The sequence below is a fragment of the Nocardia sp. NPDC057272 genome (genome assembly GCF_042668615.1).
GTDB lineage: Bacteria > Actinomycetota > Actinomycetes > Mycobacteriales > Mycobacteriaceae > Nocardia.
Window position 1 is genome coordinate 73,089 of record NZ_JBHUYK010000005.1, and the last position, 21,490, is coordinate 94,578.

General features: G+C 67.6%; 17 protein-coding genes and 1 riboswitch. Of the genes, 13 read left to right on the top strand and 4 right to left on the bottom strand.

Annotated features, from left to right (window positions below):
* Positions 1–46: 46 nt before the first annotated feature.
* A complete protein-coding gene (gene metE, locus ACFULV_RS09615) occupies positions 47–2,317 on the bottom strand; it encodes a 5-methyltetrahydropteroyltriglutamate--homocysteine S-methyltransferase (RefSeq protein ID WP_378655463.1) in 2,271 nt (756 codons plus the stop codon).
* A 135-nt stretch (positions 2,318–2,452) separates the two neighbouring features.
* Positions 2,453–2,650: riboswitch (cobalamin riboswitch) on the bottom strand.
* A 290-nt stretch (positions 2,651–2,940) separates the two neighbouring features.
* On the opposite strand from metE, the gene ACFULV_RS09620 reads away from it, so the two are divergent.
* Genes ACFULV_RS09620 through coaD form a run of 3 tightly spaced genes read left to right on the top strand, consistent with a single transcriptional unit; the run spans position 2,941 to position 7,388 of the window.
* Positions 2,941–6,339, top strand: coding sequence for a pyruvate carboxylase (locus ACFULV_RS09620; protein ID WP_378655048.1), 3,399 nt, complete (start codon positions 2,941–2,943; stop codon positions 6,337–6,339).
* Positions 6,336–6,899: a 16S rRNA (guanine(966)-N(2))-methyltransferase RsmD gene (gene rsmD, locus ACFULV_RS09625; RefSeq protein WP_378655050.1), complete on the top strand. Its 564-nt coding sequence runs from the start codon at positions 6,336–6,338 to the stop codon at positions 6,897–6,899. The genes ACFULV_RS09620 and rsmD overlap by 4 nt, the downstream gene beginning before the upstream one ends.
* 3 nt (positions 6,900–6,902) lie before the next feature.
* Positions 6,903–7,388 carry a pantetheine-phosphate adenylyltransferase gene (gene coaD, locus ACFULV_RS09630; RefSeq protein ID WP_056811926.1) on the top strand — a complete coding sequence of 162 codons (486 nt, stop codon included), beginning with the start codon at positions 6,903–6,905 and terminating at the stop codon, positions 7,386–7,388.
* Here coaD and ACFULV_RS09635 read toward each other — a convergent pair.
* Complete coding sequence (locus tag ACFULV_RS09635) at positions 7,385–7,930, bottom strand: GtrA family protein (RefSeq protein WP_378626326.1); 546 nt, start codon at positions 7,928–7,930, stop codon at positions 7,385–7,387. The two genes, coaD and ACFULV_RS09635, sit on opposite strands and share 4 nt — an antisense overlap.
* Before the next feature lie 252 nt (positions 7,931–8,182).
* Here ACFULV_RS09635 and ACFULV_RS09640 point away from each other — a divergent pair, with 252 nt between their 5' ends.
* From ACFULV_RS09640 to ACFULV_RS09685, 10 genes are all read left to right on the top strand, one after another.
* Positions 8,183–8,956: a DivIVA domain-containing protein gene (locus ACFULV_RS09640; RefSeq protein WP_378655053.1), complete on the top strand. Its 774-nt coding sequence runs from the start codon at positions 8,183–8,185 to the stop codon at positions 8,954–8,956.
* Positions 8,957–9,054: 98 nt separating this feature from the next.
* On the top strand, positions 9,055–9,660 hold the full coding sequence (locus ACFULV_RS09645) for a DUF177 domain-containing protein (protein WP_364401610.1): 606 nt from the start codon (positions 9,055–9,057) through the stop codon (positions 9,658–9,660).
* An 80-nt stretch (positions 9,661–9,740) separates the two neighbouring features.
* Positions 9,741–9,923 (top strand): 50S ribosomal protein L32, encoded by a 183-nt coding sequence (gene rpmF / locus ACFULV_RS09650; RefSeq protein WP_040708879.1) that lies wholly within the window; start codon positions 9,741–9,743, stop codon positions 9,921–9,923.
* Positions 9,924–9,947: 24 nt separating this feature from the next.
* Positions 9,948–10,679, top strand: coding sequence for a ribonuclease III (gene rnc, locus ACFULV_RS09655; protein WP_378655056.1), 732 nt, complete (start codon positions 9,948–9,950; stop codon positions 10,677–10,679).
* A gap of 3 nt (positions 10,680–10,682) precedes the next feature.
* Complete coding sequence (gene mutM, locus ACFULV_RS09660) at positions 10,683–11,543, top strand: bifunctional DNA-formamidopyrimidine glycosylase/DNA-(apurinic or apyrimidinic site) lyase (protein ID WP_378626331.1); 861 nt, start codon at positions 10,683–10,685, stop codon at positions 11,541–11,543.
* A gap of 64 nt (positions 11,544–11,607) precedes the next feature.
* Positions 11,608–12,189 (top strand): dihydrofolate reductase family protein, encoded by a 582-nt coding sequence (locus ACFULV_RS09665; protein WP_378626333.1) that lies wholly within the window; start codon positions 11,608–11,610, stop codon positions 12,187–12,189.
* A 5-nt stretch (positions 12,190–12,194) separates the two neighbouring features.
* On the top strand, positions 12,195–13,232 hold the full coding sequence (locus ACFULV_RS09670) for a PHP domain-containing protein (RefSeq protein WP_378655059.1): 1,038 nt from the start codon (positions 12,195–12,197) through the stop codon (positions 13,230–13,232).
* A 93-nt stretch (positions 13,233–13,325) separates the two neighbouring features.
* Positions 13,326–14,834, top strand: coding sequence for a PstS family phosphate ABC transporter substrate-binding protein (locus ACFULV_RS09675; RefSeq protein ID WP_378655061.1), 1,509 nt, complete (start codon positions 13,326–13,328; stop codon positions 14,832–14,834).
* 285 nt (positions 14,835–15,119) lie between these two features.
* Positions 15,120–16,289, top strand: coding sequence for a glycosyltransferase family 4 protein (locus ACFULV_RS09680; protein WP_378628243.1), 1,170 nt, complete (start codon positions 15,120–15,122; stop codon positions 16,287–16,289).
* Positions 16,286–18,430, top strand: a complete 2,145-nt coding sequence (locus ACFULV_RS09685; RefSeq protein WP_378626337.1) for a glycogen debranching N-terminal domain-containing protein — start codon at positions 16,286–16,288, stop codon at positions 18,428–18,430. The genes ACFULV_RS09680 and ACFULV_RS09685 overlap by 4 nt, the downstream gene beginning before the upstream one ends.
* A 53-nt stretch (positions 18,431–18,483) precedes the next feature.
* Here ACFULV_RS09685 and ACFULV_RS09690 read toward each other — a convergent pair whose 3' ends face one another.
* On the bottom strand, positions 18,484–19,353 hold the full coding sequence (locus ACFULV_RS09690) for a potassium-transporting ATPase subunit C (protein ID WP_378655064.1): 870 nt from the start codon (positions 19,351–19,353) through the stop codon (positions 18,484–18,486).
* Between the two features lies 1 nt (position 19,354).
* A complete protein-coding gene (kdpB, locus tag ACFULV_RS09695) occupies positions 19,355–21,490 on the bottom strand; it encodes a potassium-transporting ATPase subunit KdpB (protein ID WP_378655066.1) in 2,136 nt (711 codons plus the stop codon).

Here is a 21,490-nt window from a genome sequence, read left to right on the forward strand (position 1 = left end):
AGTGGTCTGTGTGCCGCTCACCGTCGCGGTGGTCAGCTCCCGTCGGTCAGCGCAGTGCCGCGGCGGCCGTCACCAGATTGCGCAGCGACGCCTCGACCTCCACCGGTCCGCGGGTCTTCAGGCCGCAGTCCGGATTCACCCAGAGCCGTTCGGCTGGAACGGCTTTCAGCGCCGCGGACAGGGAGATCGTGATCTCCTCGACCGACGGCACCCGCGGCGAGTGGATGTCGTAGACGCCAGGCCCGACACCGAGCGCGAAACCGGCCGCGTTCAGATCGTCGAGGACCTCCATGTGCGAGCGCGCCGCCTCGATCGAGGTGACATCGGCGTCCAGGCCCGCGATCGCCGAGATGACCTCGCCGAACTCCGAGTAGCACAGGTGCGTGTGCACCTGGGTGGTGTCGGCGACGCCCGCGGTGGCGAGACGGAACGAGTCCACCGACCACCGCAGGTAGGCAGGCTGTTCGGCCGCGCGCAGCGGCAGCAGCTCGCGCAGGGCGGGCTCGTCGACCTGGATGATCCGCGCGCCCTGGGCTTCCAGGTCGACGGTCTCGTCCCGGATGGCGAGCGCGACCTGGCGGGCCGAGTCATCCAGCGGCTGGTCGTCGCGGACGAACGACCACGCCAGAATGGTCACCGGGCCGGTGAGCATGCCCTTGACCGGCTTGGTGGTCAGCGACTGGGCGTACCCGATCCACGACAGCGTCATCGCCTCGGGCCGGGTGACATCGCCGAACAGGATCGGCGGACGCACGCAGCGGGTGCCGTAGGACTGCACCCAGCCCGCCTCGGTGACGGCGAAACCGTCGAGCAGTTCGGCGAAGTACTGCACCATGTCGTTGCGTTCGGGTTCACCGTGCACCAGCACGTCGAGACCGAGCTTCTCCTGCAGGGTGATCACGTCGGCGATCTCGGCCCGCATCCGCCGCACGTACTCGGCGTGGTCGATCTCGCCCTTGCGCAGCGCGGCACGGGCCAGCCGGATGGTCGAGGTCTGCGGGTAGGAGCCGATGGTGGTGGTCGGCAGCACCGGCAGGTCGAGGTGATCACGCTGCAGGGCGCGACGCTCGTCGGCGGGGGAGCGGGTCAGGTCGTTCTCGTCGAGCGCGGCCAGCCGGCCGCGGACCTCGTCGTTGTGCAGACGCGGATCGGTCCGGCGTGAGTCGGCGGCGGCGCGGGCCGCGGCCAGCTCGTCGGCGACGGCGTCGGCACCCGCGGTGAGGGCGGTGGCCAGGACGCGCACCTCGCCGACCTTCTCGGTGCCGAAGGCCAGCCACGAGCGCAGCCGTTCGTCCAGCCCGGTCTCCGGGGTCAGCGAATACGGCACGTGCAGCAGCGAGCACGAACTCGACACCGCCACCGCGTCGGCGCTGCCGAGCAGGTCGCCCAGGGTGCCGAGGGCGGCGTCGAGGTCGGCGCGCCAGATATTGCGGCCGTCGACCACACCCGCCACCACGAGCTTGCGGGACAGCGCGGGCAGTGCCGCGACCGCCGAGACGCCGGCGCCCGCCGTGAAATCGAGAGCGACACCCTCGATTTCGGTGTCGGCCAGCGCCGCCAGTGCGGCATCGGGGTGCCCGAAGTAGGTGGCGACCAGGATCGCGGGGCGGTTCTGCGCGGCCGACAACGCACTGTAGGTCTGGCCGACCAGAGCGAGCTCCGCCTCGGTCAGGTCGGTGACCAGCACCGGCTCATCGATCTGTACCCACTGCGCGCCCGCGTCCGCCAGCTGGGCCAGCAGGTCGAGGTACAGCGGCACGAGCTCGGGCAGCCGCTCCAGCGCGGCGCCGTCGACGGCCTTGGCGAGCTTCAGGAAGGTGATCGGACCGATCACCACCGGCCGTGCGGGGACCCCGAGCTCGATCGCCTCGTCGAGTTCGGTCAGCAGCTTGCCCGGGTGCAGGGAAAAGGTGGTGGCCGCGTCGATTTCGGGCACCAGGTAGTGGTAGTTGGTGTCGAACCACTTGGTCATCTCCAGCGGAGCGACCGCGTCGGTGCCGCGCGCGGCCGCGAAATAGCGGTCGAGCGGATCGGCGATTGCGGCGACCCGCGCCGGCAGTGCGCCCAGCAGCTCCGCGGTGTCGAGCATCTGGTCGTAGTAGGAGAAGGTGCCCACCGGCACCGAATCCAATCCGGCCGCGGCGAGTTCGGTGAGCTGGGCGCGACGGAGCTGACGGCCGACCGCGTGCAGATGCGCGGCATCGGCGCGGCCCGCCCAGTAGGACTCGGTGGCGCGCTTGAGTTCCCGGTTCGGGCCCACTCGCGGTAGACCGAGAACCGTTGCGGTGAACGGGGTGTGCGAAACAGTCACGGAGATTCTCCAGTGTCGTGCAGGGAGAGCCGCCGCCTTTCGCGGGCACACGCCACACAGCCGACAGAGTCGCGAGAAGATACGACAGGTCGGCATCGGTGGTCCGCGCGCCCGATCCACGAGGCGGTGGCCGCCGGATACGGCGTATCCGGCACAGTCGGCAGGTCTTCGGACTCGCGGGCACCGGTCGTGTGATCGACCGACCTACTGGCCGTCGCTTCCCAGGCGTGCAGCCCAGTGCTGATGACGGCGGTCGTTCCTGCTCACCGCTGCGGGACAGTCCCGGATTCTCACCGGGTTCCCTCTCACCCGATGCGGAACATGATCCGCACCCGGGTTTCGACGCCTGCGCGGGAGGTCGGGGCTCCGACTCTTCCACCGCGCACGCGAACCAGCTGCCCGCTCAGCATAGGCCCTCAGCGGGGCCACGGGTCACCGCCCCATCCCGAACACGGCCGTGACCTGCGGTTGCGCCCACGCCGTCCGTGCGCACCGCGCACCGCTGCGCACGGTGAGATGTGACGGCCCGATGAACGCAACTTCGCAGGTAGGCAGGTGTGCGGTGTGAAGATTGCTGCGAAGCCACCTTGCGTGTCCGGCCCCGGCTCGTGGCCGGGTACCGTAGGCCAATGTTCTCGAAAGTCTTGGTCGCAAATCGTGGTGAGATCGCTATCCGTGCCTTCCGCGCGGCCTACGAACTCGGCATCGGAACGGTCGCGGTGTTCCCGTACGAGGATCGCAATTCCGTGCATCGCCTGAAGGCGGCCGAGTCCTATCAGATCGGCGAAGAGGGTCATCCCGTTCGCGCGTATCTGTCGATCGAGGCCATCATCGACGCAGCGGTGGCCGCCGGCGCCGACGCGATCTACCCCGGCTACGGCTTCCTGTCGGAGAACCCCGACCTCGCCGCGGCCTGTGCCGCCGCGGGCATCACCTTCATCGGCCCCACCGCCGAGATCCTGGAGATGGCGGGCAACAAGGCCACGGCCATCGCGGCGGCGAAGGCGGCCGGACTGCCGACCCTGAAGTCCAGCGAGCCCTCGGCCGACATTGACGAATTGCTCACCGCCTCGGCCGAACTCGAATACCCGATCTTCGTCAAGGCCGTCGCCGGTGGCGGTGGTCGTGGTATGCGCCGGGTGGCCGCACCCGAGCAGCTGCGTGAGTCGATCGAAGCCGCGTCGCGCGAAGCGGAGTCGGCGTTCGGCGATCCGACGGTGTTCCTCGAGCAGGCGGTGGTGAACCCGCGCCACATCGAGGTGCAGATCCTGGCCGACCAGCACGGCAATGTCATGCACCTGTTCGAGCGGGACTGTTCGCTGCAGCGTCGCCACCAGAAGGTGATCGAGCTCGCGCCCGCCCCGAACCTGTCACCGGAACTGCGCGAGCGTATCTGCGCCGACGCGGTGGCCTTCGCCCGTCAGATCGGCTACATCAACGCGGGCACCGTGGAGTTCCTCCTGGACGAGCGCGGCAACCACGTGTTCATCGAGATGAACCCGCGCATCCAGGTGGAGCACACGGTCACCGAGGAGATCACCGACGTCGACCTGGTGCAGTCGCAGCTGCGCATCGCGGCGGGCGAATCCCTCGCCGACCTGGGGCTGAGCCAGGAGACGGTGCAGATTCGCGGCGCCGCCCTGCAGTGCCGCATCACCACCGAGGACCCGGCCAACGGCTTCCGCCCCGACACCGGCCGCATCACCGCCTACCGCACCCCCGGCGGCGCGGGCATCCGCCTCGACGGCGGCGCGAACCTCGGCGCCGAGATCGGCGCCTACTTCGACTCGATGCTGGTGAAGCTCACCTGCCGTGGTCGTGACCTGCCCGCCGCCGCCGCGCGTGCCCAACGCGCGCTGGCCGAATTCCGCATTCGCGGCGTGACGACCAACATCCCGTTCCTGCTGTCGGTGCTCGACGACCCCGATTTCCAGGCGGGCCGGGTGACCACCTCGTTCATCGACGAGCGTCCCGAACTGCTCACCTCGCGTGGGTCGGCCGACCGTGGCACCAAGATCCTGACCTATCTGGCCGACGTCACCGTCAACAAGCCCAACGGTGACCGCCCGACCACGGTGTACCCCTACGACAAGCTGCCCGCTGTCGACCTCACGCTGCCGCCGCCGGACGGTTCGCGCCAGCGTCTGCTCACTCTCGGACCGGACGGCTTCGCGAAGGCCCTGCGCGAGCAGAAGGCGCTCGGCGTCACCGACACGACCTTCCGTGACGCACACCAGTCGCTGCTGGCCACCCGTGTCCGCACCAACGGTCTGCTCGGTGTGGCGGGTCATGTCGCGCGGCTGACCCCCGAACTGCTCTCGATCGAAGCCTGGGGCGGCGCGACTTACGATGTGGCACTGCGGTTCCTGCACGAGGACCCCTGGGAGCGCCTGGCCGCGCTGCGCGAAGCCGTGCCGAACATCTGCTTGCAGATGCTGCTGCGCGGTCGCAACACCGTCGGCTACACGCCCTACCCCGAACAGGTCACGCGCGCTTTCGTGTCCGAGGCCGCCACCACCGGTATCGATATCTTCCGCATCTTCGACGCGCTCAACAACGTCGACCAGATGCGCCCGGCGATCGACGCGGTTCGCGAAACCGGTACCGCCATAGCCGAAGTGGCGCTCAGCTACACCGGCGACCTGCTCGACCCGAACGAATCGCTCTACACCCTCGACTACTACCTGAAGCTGGCCGAACAGATCGTCGACGCGGGCGCGCACGTCCTCGCGATCAAGGACATGGCCGGCCTGCTGCGCGCCCCCGCCGCCGCGAAACTCGTGACCGCACTGCGCAGTAACTTCGATCTGCCGGTGCACGTGCACACCCACGACACCCCCGGCGGCCAGCTGGCCACCTACCTGGCGGCCTGGCAGGCCGGGGCCGACGCGGTCGACGGCGCGTCCGCGGCCATGGCGGGCACCACCTCACAGCCCGCGCTGTCGGCGATCGTGGCCGCCACCGCGCACACCGATCGCGACACCGGTCTGAACCTGCAGAACGTGTGCGATCTCGAGCCGTACTGGGAGGCGTTGCGCAAGGTCTACGCGCCGTTCGAGTCGGGTCTGCCCGCGCCGACCGGTCGTGTGTACACCCATGAGATCCCGGGTGGTCAGCTGTCGAACCTGCGTCAGCAGGCGATCGCGCTCGGCCTCGGTGACCGGTTCGAAGAGGTCGAGGCCAAGTACGCGGCCGCCGACCGGCTGCTGGGTCGCCTGATCAAGGTGACTCCGTCGTCGAAGGTCGTCGGTGACCTCGCGCTCGCCCTGGTCGGCACCGGTGTCGACATCGAGGACTTCGCCGCCGATCCGGGCCGCTACGACATCCCCGATTCGGTGATCGGCTTCCTGCGCGGCGAGCTCGGGACCCCGGCCGGTGGCTGGCCGGAGCCGTTCCGCAGCAAGGCGCTGGCCGGGCGTAACGAGCCCAAGCCCGAGACCCCGCTGAGCCCGGCGGATCAGAAGGCCCTCGACGGCTCGTCCGCCGAGCGTCGCGCCACGCTGAACCGGCTGCTGTTCCCCGGCCCGACCGCCGAGTTCAACGCCCACCGTGAGAAGTACGGCGACACCACCGGGCTGTCGGAGAACCAGTTCTTCTACGGCCTGCGCCGCGGCGAAGAGCACCGCGTGCAGCTGGAGAAGGGCGTCACCCTGCTCATCGGCCTCGAGGCGATCTCCGAGCCCGACGAGAAGGGCATGCGCACGGTGATGTGCATCATGAACGGGCAGTTGCGCCCGGTCGCGGTGCGTGACCGGTCCGTCGCGTCCGAGGTGCCCGCGGCGGAGAAGGCGGACAAGAACAACGCGGGCCACATCGCGGCACCGTTCGCCGGTGTGGTCACCCTGGCGGTGTCCGAGGGCGACGAGATCCACGCCGGCGACACGGTCGGCACCATCGAGGCGATGAAGATGGAAGCGGCCATCACCGCGCCGCGCGGTGGCGTGGTGGGCCGGATCGCGACCACCAAGGTGGCCCAGGTCGAGGGCGGCGACCTGCTGGTGGAACTGGTCGCACGCGAGTCGGAATGACACGCATCGTCGCGGGTGTGGCGGGCGGGCGGCGCTTGAAGGTGCCGCCCGCCGGTACCCGGCCCACCTCCGATCGGGTGCGTGAAGCGCTGTTCAGCGCGATCGACGCCCGCCTCGATCTGGACGGGACGCTGGTCCTGGACCTGTACGCGGGCTCGGGGGCGCTGGGATTGGAAGCGCTGTCGCGCGGGGCGCAGCGGGCGCTGCTCGTCGAGTCCGATCGCAAGGCGGGCGAGGTGGTGCGCGCCAATATCGCCGAGCTCGGTCTGCCCGGTGCCGAACTGCGGCTCGGCAGCGTGTCCTCGGTGCTGAAGCAGGCCGCGCCGAGGGCCTACGACGTGGTGTTCTCGGATCCGCCCTACGACGTGAGCACCGAGGATGTGATCGCCGACCTCGCCGCGCTCGCGAACAACGGCTGGCTCGCGCCGGAAGCGCTGGTGGTGGTGGAACGGTCGAGTCGCTCACCCGAGATCACCTGGCCCGCAGGCTATGTGGCGTTGAAGACACGCAAATACGGGGAGACCAGAGTCGAGCTGGCCGAATTCGGTGCTAGCGTCTGAGGTATGGCTGCAGCACTGTGCCCCGGCTCCTTCGACCCGGTCACCAACGGTCACCTCGACGTGTTCGCTCGCGCGGCCGCCCAGTTCGACGAGGTGATCGTCACCGTCAACGTGAACCCCAAGAAGCAGGGCATGTTCACCGTCGAGGAGCGCATGGAACTGCTGCGCGAATCCGTCGCCCACCTGCCGAATGTGCGCGTCGCCTCCTGGCAGGGCCTCACGGTGGACTTCGCCAAGCAGGAGGGGATCAGCGCGATCGTCAAGGGCCTGCGTGACGCGGGCGACTTCGGCTACGAGCTCCAGATGGCCCAGATGAACCACAAACTGGCCGGCGTGGACACCTTCTTCATCGCCACCAACCCGTCGCTGAGCTTCCTGTCCAGCTCGCTGGTCAAGGAAGTGGCGGCCTACGGCGGCGACGTGAGCGACATGCTCCCGCCCGCTGTCCACAAGCGTCTGCTGGACCGCCTGGCCGAGCGCAAGGGCTAGGAAGTCGCGGGCAGGCGGAACAGTCCACGCAGGGCGAGGAATCGCATGCCGCCGACCGCGGCGGTGATGGCCAGGACCGTCAGTGCCTGCGTGATGTCACCCAGTCCGGGTGCCCAGAAATCCAGTCCGGCCAAACACGCGGTGGTGATCGCGAGTCCGATCAACGCGATCCCGCCACCTTCCCACTGCGCCGTGAACCAGGTGACCCGGTCGGTGGCGTGGAACGTGAGCTGACGGTGGAATTCGTTGGCGATGACCGTGCTGACCACCGATCCGGCCACATTGGCGATCAGCGGGCCGATGCCGTGCATCGCGAAGAACAGCAGCACATAGGCGATGTTGCTCGAGCCGCCGACGAGGGCGAAGCGGAAGAGCTGGGGAAGCGCGCGATCGCCGCGCAGGTACGTGAGCGCACCCTCGAACTGCGGGCGCAGCGCGGGTGCGACTTCACTCGGCGTCACCACGGGGAACGGACCGGTCCAGGGAGTGAACATGCCCGCGACGTGCGACACCGGACTCCTAGGAGTTTCCAGGAGGGTCATGTTCGACTCCGATCCCAAATGAACAGACGTCGAGGAGTACAACAGCGAATAAGTTGCGGTGCTTCCCGGCGGACGGCGTTGTCGTGCTTACCGATGGTAGCCGAAGTGGAGGGCTGCACTCCACTTGATATCTGTGCGATCTTGGACACTGTCGCGACACACCGCGACGACATTCGGCACAGCCGCCCCGGACGGGCACACTGGGCGTCGGCGGTAGTGGTTTCGCCGTGAGTCCGCAGGAGGGTAGTGAGCATGTATCGCGTATTCGAAGCACTCGACGAACTGGTCGCCATCGTCGAAGAGGCGCGTGGCATCCCGCCGACCCGCAGTTGCATCGTGCCGCGCGGCGATGTCCTCGAGCTGCTCGACGACGTCCGCGACGCGCTGCCCGGTGAACTCGACGACGCCCAGGACGTGCTCGATCACCGCGACAAGATTGTCGGCGACGCCCGCAGCGGTGCCGAAACGACGGTCACCACGGCTAACGAGCAGGCACGCACCACCATCGAGAAGGCGCGCGCCGAGGCCGATCGCATCCTCGCCGACGCCAAGGACCACGCCGACCGGATGGTCGCCGAGGCCACCGCCCACGCCGACCGCCTGGTGACGTCGGCCCAGGCCGAGGCCGATCAGGTCGTCGCCGACGGCAACGCCGAGTACGACGAGCTCACCGCTCGCGCCCAGATCGACGCCGACCGGGCCATCGAAGCGGGTAAGGCCTCCTACGAGCGTTCGGTCGCCGACGGGAAGGCCGAGCAGGCCCGCCTCGTCGCGCAGACCGAGGTCGTACGGGTCGCGCACGCCGAATCCGCCCGTCTGATCGACGAGGCCCAGGCCGAGTCCGATCGGGTGCGCACCGAATGCGACGACTACGTCGACGAGCAGATGGCCGATTTCGGCAACAGGCTCGCATCCATGGAAGAGACGCTCAACACCACCCGGCGCTCGATCACCCGCGGCCGCCAGCAGATGCGCGGCGCACCGGCCGCCGAATACCCGGAATACGCTGCCGAGCACCGGCGCTGACCTGTCCTGGCGCCCAGCGCGCGTTTTGAGTTCCGGCGGGGTCCTGCCGTACTGTGGAGTGGTTGCCCATTATCCCCTCGACGGTAAGTGAGTCCGTGATGTCCGCCGGTTCCGGTTCGTCCGCGCGTCCACGCAAGACCAGTGGTCCTGTGTCGGAGGCGGGCTTTGTGCTGGATGTCCGCAATCTCGGCCGTCGGCCGGGAACCATGCGGGAGCTGCGTCGCACGGTCACCGACCATGAGCGGCTGGGTCTCGACCTGATCGCCATCCCGGCCGATGCCGAGGTGGAACTCGATCTGCAATTGCAGGCGGTCTCGGAGGGTGTGCTGGTCACCGGCACGGCGTCCGGGCCGACGGCCGGGGAGTGCTCGCGCTGCCTCGAACCGTTCGAGGACCAGGTGGAGATTCGTCTGACGGAGTTGTTCGCGTATCCGGACAGCACCACCGAGCAGACGACCGAGGATGCCGAGGTCTACCGCATGGAAGACGACCTCGTCGACCTCGAGCCGGTGATCCTCGACGCCATCGGGCTGGAGCTTCCGCTGCAGCCGCTGTGCTCGCCGGACTGCGCGGGCCTGTGCCCCGAGTGCGGTGTGCGGATGGCGATTGCGGGTCCTGATCATGGGCATGAGATACTGGACCCTCGCTGGGCGAAGTTGGCGAATTTTGCCACTGACGAGCCCGGTACCGGCGACCCCGCCTGAGGGTTCCACCACCAAGACCAAACCGCTGCCGCGGCATCTGATGCCGGTGTAGTCAGCGAAAACCAAGAGGAGAAGTAGCCGTGGCTGTTCCCAAGCGTCGGATGTCGCGTTCCAACACCCGGTCGCGGCGCAGCCAGTGGAAGGCCACCGCGCCGACCCTGGTCACCTGCCCGAACCGCGCGTGTGGTGAGAAGACCCTCCCGCACATCGCGTGCCCGTCCTGCGGCACCTACAAGGGCCGCCAGGTCACCTCTGCAGTCTGATCGTTGTAGATCATTCCTAGCAACGTGACAGCCAGTAAAGACAATGTAGGCGCGGCGGATCACGCCAGCCTTCTCACCGCCCTCGGTGTCGACGTACGACCGGAGCTTCTGCGCCTAGCGCTGACGCACCGGTCGTACGCGTACGAGAACGGCGGTTTGCCGACCAACGAGCGCCTGGAATTCCTCGGCGACTCGGTACTCGGCCTCAGCATCACCGAGCGCCTGTATACCGAGCATCCGGAGAAGTCCGAGGGTGAACTCGCGAAACTGCGCGCCAGCGTGGTGAACATGCACGCGCTCGCCGAGGTGGCGCGTGGTCTCGGCGACGGCGGACTCGGCCAGTATCTGTTGCTCGGTAAGGGCGAAGAGCTCACCGGCGGCCGCGACAAGCCGAGCATCCTCGCCGACGGCATGGAGTCGTTGCTCGGTGCGGTGCACCTCGAGCACGGCATCGAAACCGCGCGCGGTGTGGTGCTGCGGCTGTTCGCCGATCTGCTCGAGCGCGGCCCCCGCATGGGCGCCGGCCTCGACTGGAAGACCAGCCTGCAGGAGCTCACCGCCGAACGTGGTCTCGGTGTGCCCGCCTACGAGATCACCTCCACCGGACCGGACCACAACAAGGAGTTCACCGCCACCACGGTGATCGCCGGTCATCCGTACGGTTCGGGCATCGGCCGGTCCAAGAAAGAAGCCGAGCAGAAGGCTGCCGGTACGGCCTACAAGGCGTTGACCGCCGAATCCACAGACAACACCTGACCCGTGCCCGAACTGCCCGAGGTCGAGGTTGTCCGGCGTGGTCTCGCCGATCACGCCGTCGGCCGGGCGATCGATACCGTCACCGTCACCCACCCGCGGGCCGTGCGCAGGCACGCCGCGGGTGGTGCTGATCTGGCGGCCAGGCTCACCGGGTTGCGGATCGACTCCGCGCAGCGCCGCGGGAAATATCTCTGGCTCACCTTCGACGAGCCCGATACCGCACTGGTCGTGCATCTGGGCATGAGCGGTCAGATGCTGGTGCAGCCCGCCGACGCTCCCGTCGAGAAGCACGCGCACATCCGGGCCGTGCTCGGTGACGGCGCCGAATTGCGCTTCGTCGATCAGCGTACGTTCGGCGGCTGGGCGCTGGCCGACCTCGTCGAGGTGAACGGGACCGTGGTGCCCGACTCCGTGGCCCATATCGCCCGCGATCCGCTCGACCCACTGTTCGATCGCGAGGCCGTGGTCGCGGCCATCCGCGCCAAGAACACCGAGATCAAACGAGTGCTGCTCGACCAGACGGTCATCTCGGGCATCGGCAATATCTACGCCGACGAAGCACTGTGGCGGGCCGGATTGCACGGCACCCGCGTCGCCGCCGAACTAACCCGCCCGGTCGTGCGTACCCTGCTCGACGGGGTCAGCGCGGTCATGACCGAAGCGCTGGCCGTCGGTGGCACCTCCTTCGACGCCCTGTACGTGAATGTGAACGGCGAATCCGGCTATTTCTCCCGGTCACTGGCCGCTTACGGGCGCGAGGACGAACCGTGCGATCGGTGTGCGACGCTGCTGGTGCGGGAACAGTTCATGAATCGGTCGTCGTTTTCCTGTCCGAAGTGTCAACGGAAGCCGCGCCGCCGCTGATCCGGGCACGCTAACGTTTCCTCTGACAGGTCGTGACAGACCGGGTCCGTGCAGGGAGGACGTTATGCGCAAGCTGACCTATTTCGTGGCATCGACAATCGACGGTTTCATCGCCGCCGAGGACGGAACGCTGGACTTCTTCCCGGTAGGCGGTGATCACGGGCCCGCGATCATCTCGCAATACCCGGAAACCCTGCCCACCAAGGTGCGCGAGGCGCGCGGGATCGCGGCGGGCAACATCTACTTCGACACCGTGATCATGGGCCGCAAGACCCACGACTTCGGGGTACGCACCGGCACCGCCAGCCCATACGAGCACCTGCGCCAGTACGTGGTGTCCACGACGCTGCCCGAATCGCCCGCGCCCGGGGTGGAATTGATCGCCGAGGATCCGGTCGCCGCGGTGCGTGAGCTCAAACGCGAAGACGGACTGGGGATCTGGCTCTGCGGTGGCGGTGAACTGGCACAGGCGCTGCTGCCCGAGATCGACCAGGTGTTCCTGAAGCTGCACCCGGTGGTCCTCGGCACCGGCAGGCCGCTGTTCGGCGGCGGGGCGAAACTGCCCGCGCCGGAGAAGTTCCGGGTGATCACCAGCCGGGTGTACGCCGACGGCGTCGCGTTCCTCAAGTACGGCCGGATCAAGTAGCCGCGATGACATCGGCGGCGAGTCCGGGTCCGGTGGCGGCACTGCGCGAGGTCGGGTTCTGGCTCGAACGCGGTCGTGCCGAAACGCACCGGGTGAAGGCTTACCGCCGGGCCGCCGATGTCGTCGCCGGGCTCGCCGACGACGAGGTGGCCACGCGCGCACGCGAACACAGTTGGCGTGAGCTCGCCGGAATCGGGCCCAAGACGGCGGCCATCATCGAACAGGCCTGTGCCGGTGAGGTTCCCGGCTATCTTGCCGAGCTCCGCGCACAGGCGAAGCCGATCGCGCCCGCGGGCGAGGAGCTGCGCAAGGCGCTGCGCGGTGATCTGCACACCCACTCGGACTGGTCCGACGGGGGAAGCCCGATCGCCGAGATGATGGGCGTCGCGGCCGCGCTCGGCCACGAATACTGTGCGCTGACAGACCATTCGCCGCGTCTCAAGGTCGCCAACGGCCTGTCCGCCGACCGGCTGCTGCGCCAACTCGACGTGATCGCCGAACTCAACGAGCAGATGGCGCCGTTTCGAATCCTCACCGGTATCGAGGTCGACATCCTCGACGACGGCACCCTCGACCAGCGAGCAGATCTGCTCGAACGCCTAGATGTCGTTGTCGCCAGCGTGCACTGGCACCTGCGCGACGACAGCGACACCATGACCAAGCGCATGGTCTACGCCGTCGCGAACCCCCACGTCGATATCCTGGGCCACTGCACCGGTCGCCTGGTGGAAGGGTCTCGCGGCACCCGTCCGGAGTCGTCGTTCGACGCCGAACTCGTCTTCGAAGCCTGTCGTCGCTACGGCACCGCCGTCGAGATCAACAGCCGCCCCGAACGCCGTGATCCACCCGGGCGTTTGATCGAGCTGGCCGTCGAGATGGACTGCCTGTTCTCCATCGACACCGACGCGCACGCGCCGGGCCAGCTGGCCTGGCAGGGGTACGGATGCGAGCGCGCGCTGGCGCACGGAGTGACGGCCGAGAAGGTGATCGATACCTGGCCGGTCGAGGAGCTGCTCGCCTGGTGTTCGGAATCGAATGGGTGAAGTCTTGCCCAACAACTGATTTCGATCTCCGATCGGCCGAATCCCGCCTGGTACACATCAACTCGCTGATCGAACTTGTTTAGTGGGGGATTGATGGATATTCCGGTGGAGCTCATCCTGTCCGCGATCGGCCTCGTAGTGGCCTCGGCGGCGTTCGTCCGCGAATTCGTCCTGGTCGGGCGGCGTCGGCTGGGGTACCGCTTCCAGATGGACACGCCGGTGACAGGCGAGACGGACACCGCGTCGCTGGTCGGCGCCTTGGCCAATCTGAGCACCCCGGAAGCCGGTGGGCCACAGTTGGACCTGTCCAAGCTGTCGGTCGTGCTGGTCCGCATCGAGAACAGCGGCACGCTCGCCATCGACCCCGACGACTACACGATGAGTGGAACCGATCCACGTGTCGGACTTCATGTCACGTTCCCCGGCCGTGAGGTCATCGGTCTGGCGGTGACCGAGCTGGACGGGCCGCTCTCCGACAATCTCGGCCCCGGATCGGGCATCGGCAAGCGGGCCAGAGGCGAGGGCGAGAACTTCGCCGGCATCATCGATCTGCCGAAGGTGCAGCTCGAACGACGCCAGCACTACAAGATTCTCGCGGTGCTGAAGCGGGTACACGGTGACGGGGAGCCGGCGGAACCGGTGCTGACCGGGCGGGTCAAGCGGGGCAAGGTCGTCGAGACCACGAGTCACTCCGGCCCGTCGAAGAAACTGATGGCGCTGACGGGATTCCTGGTCGCGCTGATCGCGGTGCAAGCGGTACTCGCCCTGCAGCCGGACCCGCCACCGCGCGACTGCGCGGAGGGTGAGCTCACCCTGGTCGGTTCCACCGCGATGGCGCCGATGATTCGCACGGCCGCGCAGAACTACGCAAAGACCTGCACCGGAGCGAAATTCACCTTCGACTTCGCGGGAACCTCCGACGGGCTCGTCGAGCTGGTCCAGACCGGCCCGACGCAGGAGATGCTCGCGATCAGTGACGGTCCCAAGGGCAACGGCTTCGACAAACTGATCGAGTATCAATTGGCTCTCAGTTCCTTCTCGATCGTGACCCACCCGGGTGTCGAGCTGCCGAATCTCACGACGCAGCAGGTCCGTGATCTGTACCGGGGAAACATCAAGAACTGGAACCAGATCGGTGGGCCCGATCAGCCGGTGGTGCTGATCGACCGGGAGGCGGGTTCCGGCACCCGAACGGCGCTCGAGAATCGGTTGCTCGAAGGTAACCGCAAGGTGTTCCCGTTCATCCCGTGCGCCGGAAGGCCATCGGAGGGCGAACAATGCGAGGTCAAGACCACCGAGGGGGTGGCATCGTTCGTCGCCCGGACCCCAGGCGCGGTGGGGTACATGGAGACTTCGGCGGTCAGCGGTGAGGTGAAACTCGTCGCGCTGGACGGGGTCAGCGCGTCGGAGGACACCATGAAGATGCGGACGTACCCGCTCACAGTGGTGGAGTACGCCGATACGCACGGGCAGGTGGCCGGTGATTCGCTAGCGGCTCAGTTCATCGACTACCTGATGCACGGTCAGGGCAGGGCCACTATTCGGGAGTTCGGCAATATTCCGTGCCTCGATTCGGTTGGACAGGAAATCTGTACGCCGTAGACCGCCTCTGACCGCGTAATCTCCTGCCGTGGTAGGGAATCGATATAGAACATTTCCAGCAACACGCTGGTTTACTCTGCGGTAGCGGGGTACGTTCCTTGACGGCCCCTCTGTTCAGACGGGCACCCGAAACGGTGCGCATCGCGTCTGGCCAGGCCAACCATGCCCCATGGACGGCGGTGAAGCTCTCGTCTCCACCTCCGCCGAGGCGGCCATCTCTTGTTCGCGCAAGTGTTGCGAGGTTGCGTCCCTGGAAGGAAGGTCATGAGTACAGACACGTCGGCAATGTCGCCGACCGGTTTGTCCGCGTCCGATCTCTATTCGATCGATCACCACGGTGGTCCCCTGCGGATCGCGATGGTTGTTCCACCGTATTTCGACGTTCCACCCAAGGCCTACGGCGGCGTCGAGGCCGTAGTCGCCGATCTGGTCGACTCCCTGTGTGAGCGGGGCCATCACGTCACCCTGTTCGGTGCGGGTGTCGACGGTACCCAGGCGGATTTCGTTCCGCTGTGGGACCGGATCCAGCCCGAACGGCTGGGCGACCCGTTCCCGGAAATCGTGCACGCGCTGCGGGTGCGCCGCGCCATCGAGCGGCTGGCCGATACCGAAGGCATCGACCTGGTTCACGACCACACGTTCGCAGGCCCGCTGAACGCGCCCGCCTACGCCAATCTCGGGCTGCCGACAGTGGTCACCGTGCACGGCCCGGTGCAGGACGACTGCTACCGCTATTACAAGGAACTGGGCGAGGAGTGCTCGCTCGTCGCGATCAGCGACCGTCAGCGCGCGCTGGCGCCCGATCTGCCGTGGGCGGGCCGGGTCCACAACGCGCTGCGTCCTGATCAGTGGCCGTTCCAGACCGAGAAGCAGGACTACGCGCTGTTCCTCGGCCGGTTCAGCGACGACAAGGGCCCGCATCTGGCGCTGGACGCCGCCCACGCCGCCGGCATGCCGCTGATCCTGGCGGGCAAGTGCAGTGAGCCGCCGGAGAAGGCCTATTTCGAGAAGTTCGTGCAGCCGCGGATGACCGATCAGGATCAGATGTTCGGTCTCGCCGACGCGGCCGCCAAGCGTAAGCTGCTCTCCGGAGCTAAGTGTCTGCTGTTCCCCATTCGATGGGAGGAGCCGTTCGGCATGGTGATGATCGAGGCGATGATCTGCGGTACGCCGGTGGTCGCGTTGCGTGGCGGTGCGGTGAGCGAAGTGGTGGTCGACGGGGTGACCGGGCGGATCTGTGACGATCCGGCCGAGCTGCCCGAGGCCATCGCCGAAGTTCAGACCTACGATCCTGCGGTCTGCCGCAAGCACGTGGTCGACAACTTCAGCGCCGACACCCTCGGCCGCGGCTACGAGCAGGTGTACCGGGAACTGCTCGCCCGCACCACGATCGGGTACGACACCGCGTATGCGATGCCGATGCCCGTCGGGGTGGCGGCCAACGGGCGCGCATGAGCACCGACAGCGCCTCGGCGCCGAGCCCCCTCAACGCGGGGGAACCCGCGGGGCTCGGTGGCGGCGGCGGCAACATCACCCTTGTCGAAGGCGGCACGTTCTGCCTGTCCGACCGGCTCGGCGATATCGAGCCGGGTAAGCCGCAGGGCCTGTTCTTCCGTGACGCCAGGGTGATCTCGCGCTGGGAGCTGATGATCGACGGCAAACGGCCCGAGGCGCTGTCGGTGTTGAGCCCGGAGGCCTTCGCGGCACGGTTCGTGCTGCGCAGGCCGCCGCAACAGGGTCGGGCCGACAGCACCCTGCTCGTGGTGCGCGATCGGCTCGTTGCCGAGGGCATGCACGAGCTGATCACGCTGGAGAACATGAGCCGTGAGGCGACAGCGGTGGTGCTCGAACTGCACGTCGACGCCGATTTCGTCGACCTGTTCGCGGTCAAGGAAGGCCGGACCCACGGCCGCCGGGCGGAGATGACCACCACCGACGGTGAATTGCTGCTGCACGACCGCGCCGATCTGTCGCGTGGGCTCGCGCTCACCTCGACCGTCGAGCCGATGGTGTTGCCCGGCACCATGATCTGGCGGGTCGTGGTCCCCGCGGGCGGACGCTGGCAGACCGAGATCACCGCCCAGCCTGCGGGCGCCGCGCAACGCCCGCAGATCGCGGGGACACCAGGCGAGCGATATCGGGCCAGCGAGCCCGTGCGCAAGATTCAGGCCTGGCGAGCCACCGCCACCGATATCTCCGCGGATTCGGGCCTGCTCAACCAGATCCTGCGGCGCACCGAAAGCGATCTCGGCGCCTTGCAGATCCACACCGATTCGGGTACCAACCGGCCCTTCGTGGCCGCGGGTGCGCCGTGGTTCATGACGCTGTTCGGCCGGGACTCCCTGCTCACGGCGTGGATGTCGCTGCCGCTGGAAACCGATCTGGCACTGGGCACTTTGCAGCAGCTGGCCGAATTGCAAGGGCAGACGATCGATCCTCTCGTCGAGGAGGAGCCGGGCCGGATCATGCACGAGATGCGGCGCGGTCCCTCGGTCGGGCAGGTGCTGGGCGGACAGATCTATTACGGAACCGTCGACGCCACACCGCTTTTTGTGATGCTGCTCGCCGAATGTCTGCGATGGGGCGCCGATCCCGCGTCGATCGCCACCCTGCTGCCCGCGGCCGACGCCGCGATCAGCTGGATCACCGATTTCGGTGACCGCGACGACGACGGTTTCGTCGAATATGTGCGCGCCACCGATCGCGGCCTGATCAATCAGGGCTGGAAGGACAGTTTCGACGGAATCAACGACGCCGCGGGACATATCGCCGAGGCCCCGATCGCGCTGGCCGAGGTCCAGGGATATGTGTACGCAGCGTTCCTGGCCCGTGCGGAGCTCGCCGACCAGTTCGACGACCCCGAGCTGGCCGTGCGAATGCGGGAGCGGGCCGACGAGTTGCGAACCAAGTTCGCCGAACAGTTCTGGCTACCCCATTACGGGTGGTACGCGGTGGCCTTGGACGGACGTAAACGGCAGGTCGACGCGCTGACCAGCAATGCGGCGCACTGTCTGTGGTCGGGCATCGCGACCGACGAGCACGCCGAGATCCTCATCCGGAACCTGTCCCGGGCGGAGATGGATTCGGGCTTCGGGCTGCGGACGTTGGCTTCCGATATGGGCGCCTACAACCCGATGAGTTACCACTGTGGGTCGATCTGGCCGCACGACACGGCGATCGCTGTCGCCGGGTTGATGCGATACCAGCATGTGCCGGGCGCGGTGGAACTGGCGACGAAGCTGTCGGGTGGTCTGCTCGATGCCGCCGCGGCGTTCGACGGCCGGTTGCCCGAGCTGTTCTGTGGCTTCCCGCGTGCGAGATTCGCCGCGCCCGTGCCGTATCCGACGTCGTGTTCGCCCCAGGCCTGGGCCAGTGCGGCACCGTTGCTGCTGGTTCGGTCGTTCCTCGGGCTCGATCCCGATGTGCCGGCCAGGACGTTGACGCTGCGGCCGCAGATTCCCCCGGCCTGGGGGTGTGTGCGGATGTCGGAGTTCCGGCTCGGCGACGGAGTGACGGTGGATCTCGAGGTGTGCGGCTCGGCGGTGACCGTGACGGGCTTGCCCGAGGGCTGGGCTCTGATCACCGACGAGGAGTAGAGCGCGGAATCGGGGCCGCAACCTGCGATGGTTGCGGCCCCGATTGCTGTGCTTCAGCCCGCGAACGGGTAGCGGGCGTCGAGATCGAGGTTGAGTTCGACGACGTTCACCCGTGGCTCACCGAGGAATCCGAGCGTGCGCCCGTCGGTGTGCGCGGCGAGTAGTTCGCGCACCTGGTCGGCGGTGAGGCCGCGCGCCTTCGCGACCCGCTCGACCTGGATGGCCGCGTACTCGGGAGAGATGTGCGGGTCGAGTCCGCTGCCGCTCGCAGTGACCGCGTCGGCGGGGACCGTGGCCTCGGCCGGTGCGTCGCCGAGGATCGGGATGATCCGGCCGACGGCGTAGTCTTCGCCCTCCTTCGCGCACTCCACGGGGACACCGCGGAAGGTGGTCAGGAACGGTCGCGCGGGGCAGAGTTCGTTGACACTGACCACCTGCACCGGCTGCGACACATCACCGTCCGCGTCACGCGGCCCGATCACCGAGAGCACGGCGCCCACACCATTTTTCGTGCAGAACCGGCGGGCGCCGTCGACCCCCTCACGGTCGCCGACCTCCTTCGACCGGGTGCACACGGTGGTGAGCAGGCTGGTGCGGTCGGCGGTGTCGACGATGTCCTCCGGGCCGAGATTGCTCGCGGCGGTGGACAGCGGGTCGTAGCCCTCGCCCGCGGCCGAGGGACGGCTCTGGAAATACTGCGCCATCGCCTTGCCGTCGGCATCGGTGAAGGACTGCCCGATCAGGCTGGAGCCGACCAGTTCTCCGTCCCGCTCGAGGAGCGAGCCTTCGGCGTTCTCGTTGAGCCCCGGCAGCTGGGCGATCGCGAAAACAGCGACGGGATAGACGATTCCGGTGATCACGGTCAGCACGAGCAGGGCGCGCAGCGCGGCCAGGTGCTGCCGGATCCAGGTCGACATGCGCATTTCAGGCCATCCCGGGGAGAAGTTGGACGAGCAGATCGATGAGCTTGATCCCGGCGAACGGCGCGATGATGCCGCCGAGGCCGTAGATCGTCAGGTTGCGGCTCAACAGTGCCGAGGCATTGCTCGCCCGGTAGTTGACACCGCGCAGCGCCAGCGGGATGAGCGCCACGATGATGATCGCGTTGAAGATGACCGCGGACAGGATCGCCGACTGGGGGCTGGCCAGGCGCATGATGTTGAGTGCGTCCAGACCGGGGAACAGCGCCACGAACAGCGCGGGAATGATCGCGAAGTACTTGGCGATGTCGTTGGCGATGGAGAACGTGGTGAGCGCGCCACGGGTGATCAGCAACTGCTTGCCGATCTCCACGATCTCGATCAACTTGGTCGGATCCGAGTCCAGATCGACCATGTTGCCCGCCTCTTTGGCGGCCGAGGTGCCGGTGTTCATCGCGACGCCGACATCGGCCTGAGCCAGGGCCGGGGCGTCGTTGGTGCCGTCGCCGGTCATCGCGACCAGGCGGCCGCCGTCCTGTTCGGACTTGATCAGGGCGAGTTTGTCCTCCGGCGTGGCTTCGGCGAGGAAGTCGTCCACACCCGCCTCGTCGGCGATCGCCTTGGCGGTCAACGGGTTGTCGCCGGTGATCATCACGGTGCGGATGCCCATGCGGCGCATCTCGTCGAAGCGTTCCCGCATGCCGTGTTTGACAACGTCTTTGAGGTGGATCACCCCGAGCAGCCGCGGTGTTCCGTCGCGGAGCTCACCGACCATCAGCGGGGTGCCCCCGGAGGCGGAGACGCCGTCGACGATCGCGGCCGCCTCGCTCGGCACCGAACCGCCCTGGGCGCGAACCCATTCGGTGACAGCGCCGGCGGCGCCCTTGCGCAGCTGGTGCCCGTCGGCGAGGTCGACACCGGACATGCGGGTCTGTGCGGTGAACTCGACCCACGTCGCGCCCGGCAGTTCTCCCGCGCTGCGTTCGCGCTTGTTGAACACCTCCTTGGCGAACACGACGATCGAGCGGCCCTCCGGTGTTTCGTCGGCGAGGCTCGACAGTTGTGCCGCATCGGCCAGTTCGTCGTCGAGAACGCCGGGCACCGGGATGAATTCGGCGGCTTGCCGGTTGCCGAGGGTGATGGTGCCGGTCTTGTCGAGCAGCAGGGTGTTCACATCGCCCGCCGCTTCGACCGCGCGACCGGACATGGCCAGCACATTGCGCTGCACGAGGCGGTCCATGCCCGCGATGCCGATGGCCGAGAGCAGCGCGCCGATGGTGGTCGGGATGAGGCAGACCAGCAGCGAGACCATCACGATGCCGGTGATCCCGTGCGCATCCAGCGCCGACGTGTCCGGCACGCCGGGGTTGTTCGACTTGGCGAAGATCGCCAAGGGTTGCAGGGTCGCCACCGCGAATACGAAAATGATCGTGAGCGCGGCCAGCAGGATGTTGAGCGCGATCTCGTTGGGCGTCTTCTGCCTGCTCGCGCCTTCGACGAGCGCGATCATCTTGTCGATGAAGCTGGCGCCCGGCTCCTGGGTGATCTCGACGACGATCCGGTCCGAGAGCACCGTGGTGCCGCCGGTGACCGCGCAGCGATCGCCGCCGGATTCGCGGATGACCGGTGCGGATTCACCCGTGATGGCCGATTCGTCCACGGACGCGATGCCTTCGACGACGTCACCGTCGCCGGGGACGACCTGACCGGCCTCCACGACCACGAAGTCACCGCGCCGCAGTTCCGTGGCGGCGACGCGCTCTTCGATGATCCGGCCGCCGGGTGTCCAGTCCGCCAGACGACGAGCGACGGTGTCGGTCTTGGCTTTTCGCAGGGTGTCGGCCTGCGCTTTGCCGCGCCCTTCGGCGACGGCCTCGGCCAGATTGGCGAACACGACGGTGAGCCACAGCCAGACGACGATGGCCCAGGCGAAGAAGGTCGGGTCGCCGATCGCCAGGATCGTCGACCACACCGCGCCGATCTCCACGATCAGCATGACCGGGTTCTTCCACAGGGTGCGTGGGTCGAGCTTGCGGACCGCGTCGGGCAATGAGGTGAGCAGCAGCTTCGGGTCGAGGACGCCCTTGCGCACGCCCTTGGTCCGCGGCGTGACCGTGGATTGGAGTGTGGGAGTTGTCAT